This is a genomic window from Barnesiella sp. CU968 (assembly GCF_905219685.1).
Taxonomy (GTDB): domain Bacteria; phylum Bacteroidota; class Bacteroidia; order Bacteroidales; family Muribaculaceae; genus Lepagella; species Lepagella muris_A.
In genome coordinates this window covers 1-7,125 of record NZ_CAJMXD010000135.1, presented here as the reverse complement: position 1 = coordinate 7,125, position 7,125 = coordinate 1, and the positions used below count along the sequence as shown (strand labels likewise).

Genomic DNA, 7,125 nt, shown 5'->3' with positions numbered 1-7,125 from the left:
GACCCTAAAAGCCTTAAAGACCCTAAAGTCCTTAAAGACCCTAAAGTCCTTAAAGACCCTAATATTTTCAACTTAAAGCGAAGTCATAAATTTCAAAATTCTATGAAGAAAGCTTTTATATCACTCTTTCTTCTGACGGCAGGCGTATTCGCGTCTTCCGCAGAAAACCTTGTGATCCTCACGACCAACGACACCCATTCAAACATTGATTTCGACAATAACGGACGTGGTGGAATACTCCCGCGCAAAACCATCATAGACTCCGTGCGCAAGGCGGAAAAGAATGTGATACTCGTCGATGCCGGCGACATGGTTCAGGGAACACTCTATTTCAAATATTTCAAGGGTGACGTGGAATACCCGATTTTCAACATGATGGATTATGACATCAGGATTCTCGGAAACCATGAATTTGACAACGGACTTGAGGAACTTGCCAAATATTGGAAAGATGTAAAAGCCACACGCCTCTCGGCAAACTACGATTTCAGCATGACCCCTGCCAGGGGACTGTTCAAGCCATATGTAATCAAGAAAGTCGGGAAAAAGAAAATCGGTTTCTTTGGCATAAATGTAGATCCTGAAAGTCTTATATCGAAAGAGAACTACGAAGGAATGAAATATTACGATGCCATCGAGACAGCCAACAAAACTGCGGCAATGTTGCGCGACAAAGAAAAATGCGACCTCGTTGTGGCTGTGACACACGTCGGGTACGAAGCTATTCCCGGCAAAGCCTCGGATATGGAAATGGCGCGCCGCAGCAAGGATATAGACATTATAATTGGCGGTCATTCGCATACGTTTGTAGACCCCGCCACTCCCGAAGCGACACCATACTGGATCAACAATGCCGTCGGCAAGCCCGTGCTGGTGACACAGACAGGGAAATACGGCCGTAATGTAGGATATATCAATATCGACCTTGACGACATAAAGGACCGGAAGTTCGATTACGAGTATATCCCGGTGACCGACCGCTTCTCACCCGATGCATACGACAAGAATATCGAGCGTTTCCTTGCGCCTTTCAAACACGCCGTTGATTCGGTAAACTCCAACATCGTGGCGTGGAGCCTACAGGATATGTCGAACAGCGGACGCACCGGTGCCTACCCGAACTGGACAGCTGATTTCGGTCTGGATTTCGGAAGACATATAGCCGACAGCATCCGTTCGGCAAAAGGTGATTTCCCGCAGATAGATCTGTCGATAATGAATGTCGGAGGAATACGCCAGCCGATGAAGAAAGGTGCTGTGACAGAAGGTCAGATCCTGTCTACATTCCCGTTCTCAAACCATATGACAATCATAGAAATCAAGGGGAAGGACATTATAGACGCACTTAAGATCGCAACCGCCAAGGGGGGTGAGGCGGTAAGTGCCAACATACGCGTTGTCACCGACGGGAAAGGAAATCTGCAGAAGGTGATTATCGATGGAGAGGAGATGAATCCGGAAAAAATGTACACACTGGCAACCATCGACTATGTGGCAAACGGCAACGATGACCTTGTGTCCATGGCAAACAACCGCATGCTATGGCAGAGTAAACATGAAATGTGCGTATATGTGCTCGGATACCTCAAACACCTCACTGAACTCGGAATTCCTGTAAGCTCGGATCCGGAAAGCAGATTTGTTGAGAATGTGAAAATTGAAATCGACCGGTTTCTGAGCGAAAAGAACCAACCGTAACAATAACTGAATCATGAAAAAGCTCTTGCTTGCAGTTCCGGCAATAACGGCTCTGCTTCTTTCGGGAAGCGGATGCACTGCGAAACGGCAACAGGAAGAGCAGAAACAGATCGCACCCGTCGAAAAAAGCGATCTTACCGAATCCGCATACAGCTGCGCCGACTCCGTCATCCGGACAATGAATCCGGAGCGGAAAGCGGCGCAGCTTTTTATGCCAGCCGTCTATGCTTCGTCTGATCCATACACTCTGGCGCGGATACGCGAATATGCCCATATCGGTGTAGGAGGACTGATTCTGCTGAAAGGAGACACGAGATCGGCGGCGATTATAGCCGACTCTCTCGCACACTGGTGCGAGACACCTCCGTTTATCGCGATCGATGCCGAATGGGGACTCGCCATGAGACTGAAAGACGCGCCGGAGTTTCCGGTAAACTCAAGAATTTCCGAAGACGCGGATGAGGAAACATTATACGAATACGGAAGAGAAATGGCGAGAGAGTGTCGCAGAATAGGAATAAACATGGTTCTCGGTCCGGTGCTTGACATCACTACAGAGGGAACCTACATCGGCAGAAGATCATTCGGTCCGGATCCGGATCGTGTCTCTGTTCTCTCCATATCATATGCACGCGGACTGGAAAGCGGAAATGTGATGAGTGTCGCAAAACATTTTCCCGGACACGGAGCCGCAAGCGTGGACACCCACCGCATGAAAGCGAATATCGACCGCAGTCTGCAGAGTCTCGACAGCGTAGATCTCCAGCCCTTCCGCAGATATATCGAACAACAGTTGTCAGGAATCATGATCGGACATCTCGCGTTTCCTGCGATTGACCCTCAAATGCTCCCCGCTGCTGTATCGCGCCCCGTAATCACAGACCTGCTCAGAACAGACCTCGGATTTGACGGACTCGTGCTGACAGACGCCATGAACATGCTTGGTGCCGAAGGATATGGCGCAGACAAGGCTGTGGAAGCGGGTGCAGATATTATTCTTGCGCCCAAAGACACGCGGCGGGAGATTAAAAACATAATTGCCGCAATGGAACGCGGAGACATAACCGAACCGGACATAGACATGCATCTACGCAGAATACTGTTCAGGAAATTTCTACTGAAAGCCGGATACAAGCCAGAAACGGCGATGCCCGACAGTGTCAACAAGGTTCTTAACTCACCGGAAGCAGAGCGTATCCGCAAAAGACTGATGATTCAGAACCTGCCTTGATCCCGATATGAATAAAAACCGGAAGCCGTGATTATAAGATGGTCGAGAAACCTTAGATCCATTGACTCGCATCCTTTGCGGAGTTTCTCCGTAATACGGTCATCGTCCACACTCGGCATCGTATTGCCCGAAGGATGGTTGTGACACAGCATCACACCTTGCGCATCGCGCAGCAATGCCTCTTTTATTATCTTTTTAAGATCGAAGACCGAAGCGACCGCACTCCCGCGGGTCATCTTCTCTTTTGAGATTATTTCATTTCGGCGATTCAGATATATCGCCCATATCTCCTCATGCGGAAGATTGCCGATTTCATGGCGCATTACATCATATACATCGCGGGAGCAACCGATTTTCACGCGATTTCCTACCGTCTCGCCGCAATAACGGCGTATAAGCTCCATGACAGCTTCGATCTGAAGGGCTTTTGTTGTGCCGATTCCTTTGACTTTCATAAAGCTGCCGCGCTCCATTCTTTCGAGGTTGAAGAGCTTGTTGTCGCAGGAACGCATCAGATCCCTGCACATTTCCGTGATAGGTTTGCCGGGGAGTCCCGTGCGAAGGACAATAGCCCAGAGATCGGCTGTCGGAAGCACTTTGCAACCATGCTTCAACGCGCGCTCCCGCGGCTGGTCATCCGGTGACATCTCCTTGACGGTTAGCGTATGCGCCACCGGACATGACGAATCATAATCCTTCATTGCTTCCCTTTCTGATTTCAATTTCCTTGGAAACATCGCGTCCTTTGCCAAGTATTATCTTGGAAAAGTATGCCTTTATAAAACCGCTGCCATAACCTGTAAGCTGCACCATCGCGGCGCCTACACCCATCGAGGCTATTTTCAGACTACGCGTGGCGATAATGCCACCGATCCACAATGCGATTATATAGAGCAACAAAGGCAACAATAGCCATTTGCAGAAAAAAGAGCCTATGACAAGAAGTGCCGCGCCTGTCGTGAACACGGCGGGCAGCCAATGCACAAGCTTCATGGAACCGGGATAAAGCAATTCAAGAGTTATTCGAGACATGCCGAATACATGGACCTGCTTCCAGAATTTCTTCATGTCCACACGCCTTTTGTGATAGACATAGACATCAGGATAGAGAGAGATTCTGAATCCGGCGTTACGTATGCGCGTACTCATGTCTATATCTTCACTGAACATCTCCCGGAAGCCACCGACCTTTTCATAGACCTCGCGGGAGAAGCCCATATTGAAGGTGCGCGGAGTGAATTTCTCCATCGAGACTTTGCCGCCGCGTATACCGCCGGTGGTAAGGAATGAGGTCATTGCGTAATTTATCGCTTTCTGCGTATCCGAGAATGAATCATGGGCGGCATCCGGACCTCCGAAACAGTCAACAGGATTCTCCGCAATGCTTTTTCTGAGTCCGGCAATATAGCCGGGGGGTAAAATGCAGTCGGAGTCGACAAAGACAAAAAAGTCTCCGTCGGCTCCGGCTATTCCGTAATTCCGGGCGATGCTGCGCCCTTCGTTAGATTTTTTCCAATATTTGAGCCTCAGCCCCTCCGGACCTTTGCCATCGGGAAGTGAAAGCTGGGTTGAGCCATCCTCGACAAGTATTATCTCGAATCCTTTGTCGGTCTGGCATTCAAGGCTTCGGAGGAGGTCAGCAACCTCTTCACGCCTGTTATACACAGGCACGATAATTGAAAACAATATCTCCTTTGCCTCTTTCATGAGTCGCTATGCAGGTGTTACGCCTTGACGCGGCCAACGTAGCTGCCGTCGCGGGTATCGATCTCGATAAGCTCGCCTTCGTTGATGAAGAGAGGCACTCTTACGGTAGCACCGGTCTCGACTGTAGCCGGCTTGAGTGTATTTGTTGCCGTATCGCCTTTAAGTCCTGGCTCTGTGTATGTGATCTTGAGAACCGTCTTCATAGGCATTTCGGCATAGAGAACGGTATTGGTTGAAGAATCGCTTACAACCTCCACAGTGTCACCTTCTTTCATGAAAGCAGCGCCTGTCACGAGATCCTTGCTGATTGGAATCTGCTCGAAAGTCTCGTTGTTCATGAAGATATCGTCTTCGCCATCGGCATAAAGATACTGGTAGGGACGACGCTCCACACGTACGTCTTCAAGTTTCTCGCCGATGTTGAAACGGCGTTCGATCACGCGTCCGTCAACCACGTCTTTTAGTTTTGTGCGCATGAATGTGTTTCCCTTTCCGGGCTTTACGTGAAGAAACTCCACGCAGAAATAGAGACGGCCGTCGAGACGGATGCAGGTGCCGTTCTTGATGTCCTGAGCGTTCATCATATCTTTTATGTCTGTTGTTATGTTTATAATTATGCCGCAAATTTAGTAATTTTTTTTCACACGCCGAAACTGACCGCCGGACAACATGGAAAATTAACATAAAAAATGACGTAAATTTGTGTTTTACCTGATTTTTGATTCCTAAAATTTGGCTATTCGAAAATGATTAGTTAATTTTGCACTCCGAATGCGAACTACACATTCTTTACCGAAAAAAAATTAAAATTATCATAAAATGAAAAGAACTTTTCAACCCTCCAACCGTCGCAGAGTCAACAAACATGGCTTCCGCGAGAGAATGGCTACCAAAGATGGCCGTAAGGTTTTGGCTCGTCGTCGCGCCAAAGGTCGCGCTTCGCTCACAGTTTCCGACCACATCGCCGGCAAGTAATCCCAACGATTGTCGGGGAAAAAGGATTCCCACAAAAAATGCGGTTCAGCATTGCTGAACCGCATTTTTTGTGGTTTCATTCAGAACGGTTTGCGATATTTGGTGGGATCATTGAGCTCTTCAAGGATGGATAGATAGGAGGCGTAACGGCTCTCCGAGATTATGCTTTGCTCCACGGCGGGAATCACCGCGCAACCTGGTTCTCCGGTGTGTTTACAGTCTGAATAACGGCAACCACATCCTATACGGAAGATCTCGGGGAAGAAATGAGACACCTCCTCAGGCTTAAAGTCTATGGTTCCGAATCCTTTGACACCAGGAATGTCTATGATTTCTCCTCCGCCGGGAACAGATATCATCTCCGAGAAGGTAGTGGTGTGCATGCCGGTGCGGTGCATGTCTGAAATCTTTCCGGTCTTCAGACAGGTTCCCGGCACTATCGCGTTGATGAGGGATGACTTGCCCACACCGCTGTTTCCGGCAAAGAGTGTTGTCTTACCTCTCAATTCTTCCACAAGAGATCCAAGACCATAACCGGTCTGCGCGGAAACCTCGAATACAGGATAACCGATCGAGCGGTAAAGACCCGCCACAAGATCACCGAGCATACGGTCGTCTTCATCCCAGAGGTCTGTCTTGTTGAGAACTATCATCGCCGGAACGGAATATGCCTCGGCTGTGGCAAGAAAACGGTCTATGAAGGTTGTGGGGGTCTGCGGGTCACGCAATGTCGCAACCAAAGCCGCGCAATCGAGATTAGCGGCAAGAATATGGGATTCCTTTGAAAGATTCGACGCACGTCTTATGATATAGTTGCGACGTGGAGAAATAGCTGTTATATAATCTGCATCCTCCGCCGAACCCGCTACTGTGACGCGATCCCCTACGGCAACGGGGTTTGTGGTCCGTATACCCCTGATCCTGAAATTGCCTTTCACCCGGCAGGAAGTCTCCTCGCCGGAATCGAGCCTGACCACATAGGAAGAACCTGTGTTCCTGATCACTGTTCCCTCTCCTTTTATAATTGAAGAAACATCTCTATTTTTTGATTTCATAACACAAAATTAACTTATTTCTTAACAATTTCAGTCAATAGGTTGTTAAAAATATAGCAAATTAAGATAAATTGACCGTCAAAAACGTTATAAATTTTGCAGTTTGACAAAAATTAGCCAACTTTGCAATCGTAAAACACTAATTTAAATTATAAGAGGAAATGAACATTGAATCAATTGGAACATGGGCAGGCGAGGTGTATAAGGCACTTGACTCGTCTGATACCCGCATGCTTGGTTTCAAAGCCGTAAAGAAAGCGACCAAGCTCAAGAAAGATGAAATCATGGCAGCCCTCGGCTGGCTCGGACGCGAAGGAAAGATTGTAATCGCCCAGAATGACGAAGACATCGTTATCACTTTAGTCTGAAACAATCAAAGTATGCAGGATGACTATCCTGCATGCCAACCGGATAACAGATACGGCGGAGTTTTAAAACTCCGCCGTATCTGTTATCCGG

The 7,125-nt window shown here is 48.2% G+C and carries 8 protein-coding genes; 4 read left to right on the top strand and 4 right to left on the bottom strand.

Going from position 1 to position 7,125, the window contains the following annotated elements:
* Window positions 1–102 precede the first annotated feature (102 nt).
* Window positions 103–1,698 (top strand): bifunctional UDP-sugar hydrolase/5'-nucleotidase, encoded by a 1,596-nt coding sequence (locus JX312_RS06775; RefSeq protein ID WP_204457472.1) that lies wholly within the window; start codon window positions 103–105, stop codon window positions 1,696–1,698.
* Window positions 1,699–1,711: 13 nt separating this feature from the next.
* A complete protein-coding gene (locus tag JX312_RS06770; RefSeq protein ID WP_123406016.1) occupies window positions 1,712–2,929 on the top strand; it encodes a glycoside hydrolase family 3 protein in 1,218 nt (405 codons plus the stop codon).
* On the opposite strand, the gene radC is transcribed toward JX312_RS06770, so the two are convergent.
* Genes radC through efp form a run of 3 tightly spaced genes read right to left on the bottom strand, consistent with a single transcriptional unit; the run spans window position 2,914 to window position 5,220 of the window.
* A complete protein-coding gene (radC, locus tag JX312_RS06765) occupies window positions 2,914–3,630 on the bottom strand; it encodes a DNA repair protein RadC (RefSeq protein WP_164916546.1) in 717 nt (238 codons plus the stop codon). The two genes, JX312_RS06770 and radC, sit on opposite strands and share 16 nt — an antisense overlap.
* On the bottom strand, window positions 3,617–4,618 hold the full coding sequence (locus tag JX312_RS06760) for a glycosyltransferase (protein WP_123406061.1): 1,002 nt from the start codon (window positions 4,616–4,618) through the stop codon (window positions 3,617–3,619). The genes radC and JX312_RS06760 overlap by 14 nt, the downstream gene beginning before the upstream one ends.
* A gap of 35 nt (window positions 4,619–4,653) precedes the next feature.
* Window positions 4,654–5,220, bottom strand: a complete 567-nt coding sequence (efp, locus tag JX312_RS06755; protein ID WP_123406012.1) for an elongation factor P — start codon at window positions 5,218–5,220, stop codon at window positions 4,654–4,656.
* A gap of 235 nt (window positions 5,221–5,455) precedes the next feature.
* Between efp and rpmH the strand changes: the two genes are divergently transcribed.
* Complete coding sequence (rpmH, locus tag JX312_RS06750; RefSeq protein WP_123406010.1) at window positions 5,456–5,611, top strand: 50S ribosomal protein L34; 156 nt, start codon at window positions 5,456–5,458, stop codon at window positions 5,609–5,611.
* Between the two features lie 80 nt (window positions 5,612–5,691).
* On the opposite strand, the gene rsgA is transcribed toward rpmH, so the two are convergent.
* Window positions 5,692–6,666 (bottom strand): ribosome small subunit-dependent GTPase A, encoded by a 975-nt coding sequence (gene rsgA, locus JX312_RS06745; RefSeq protein WP_204457471.1) that lies wholly within the window; start codon window positions 6,664–6,666, stop codon window positions 5,692–5,694.
* 161 nt (window positions 6,667–6,827) lie between these two features.
* Between rsgA and JX312_RS06740 the strand changes: the two genes are divergently transcribed.
* Window positions 6,828–7,034 carry a winged helix-turn-helix domain-containing protein gene (locus JX312_RS06740; protein ID WP_123406006.1) on the top strand — a complete coding sequence of 69 codons (207 nt, stop codon included), beginning with the start codon at window positions 6,828–6,830 and terminating at the stop codon, window positions 7,032–7,034.
* Window positions 7,035–7,125 lie beyond the last annotated feature (91 nt).

Coding starts and splice junctions, on each gene's coding strand:
- rpmH (WP_123406010.1), top strand. CDS start 5,456: ATGAAAAGAACTTTTCAACCCTCCAACCGTCGCAGAGTCAACAAACAT.
- efp (WP_123406012.1), bottom strand. CDS start 5,220: ATGATGAACGCTCAGGACATCAAGAACGGCACCTGCATCCGTCTCGAC.
- JX312_RS06775 (WP_204457472.1), top strand. CDS start 103: ATGAAGAAAGCTTTTATATCACTCTTTCTTCTGACGGCAGGCGTATTC.
- JX312_RS06770 (WP_123406016.1), top strand. CDS start 1,712: ATGAAAAAGCTCTTGCTTGCAGTTCCGGCAATAACGGCTCTGCTTCTT.
- JX312_RS06740 (WP_123406006.1), top strand. CDS start 6,828: ATGAACATTGAATCAATTGGAACATGGGCAGGCGAGGTGTATAAGGCA.
- rsgA (WP_204457471.1), bottom strand. CDS start 6,666: ATGAAATCAAAAAATAGAGATGTTTCTTCAATTATAAAAGGAGAGGGA.
- radC (WP_164916546.1), bottom strand. CDS start 3,630: ATGAAGGATTATGATTCGTCATGTCCGGTGGCGCATACGCTAACCGTC.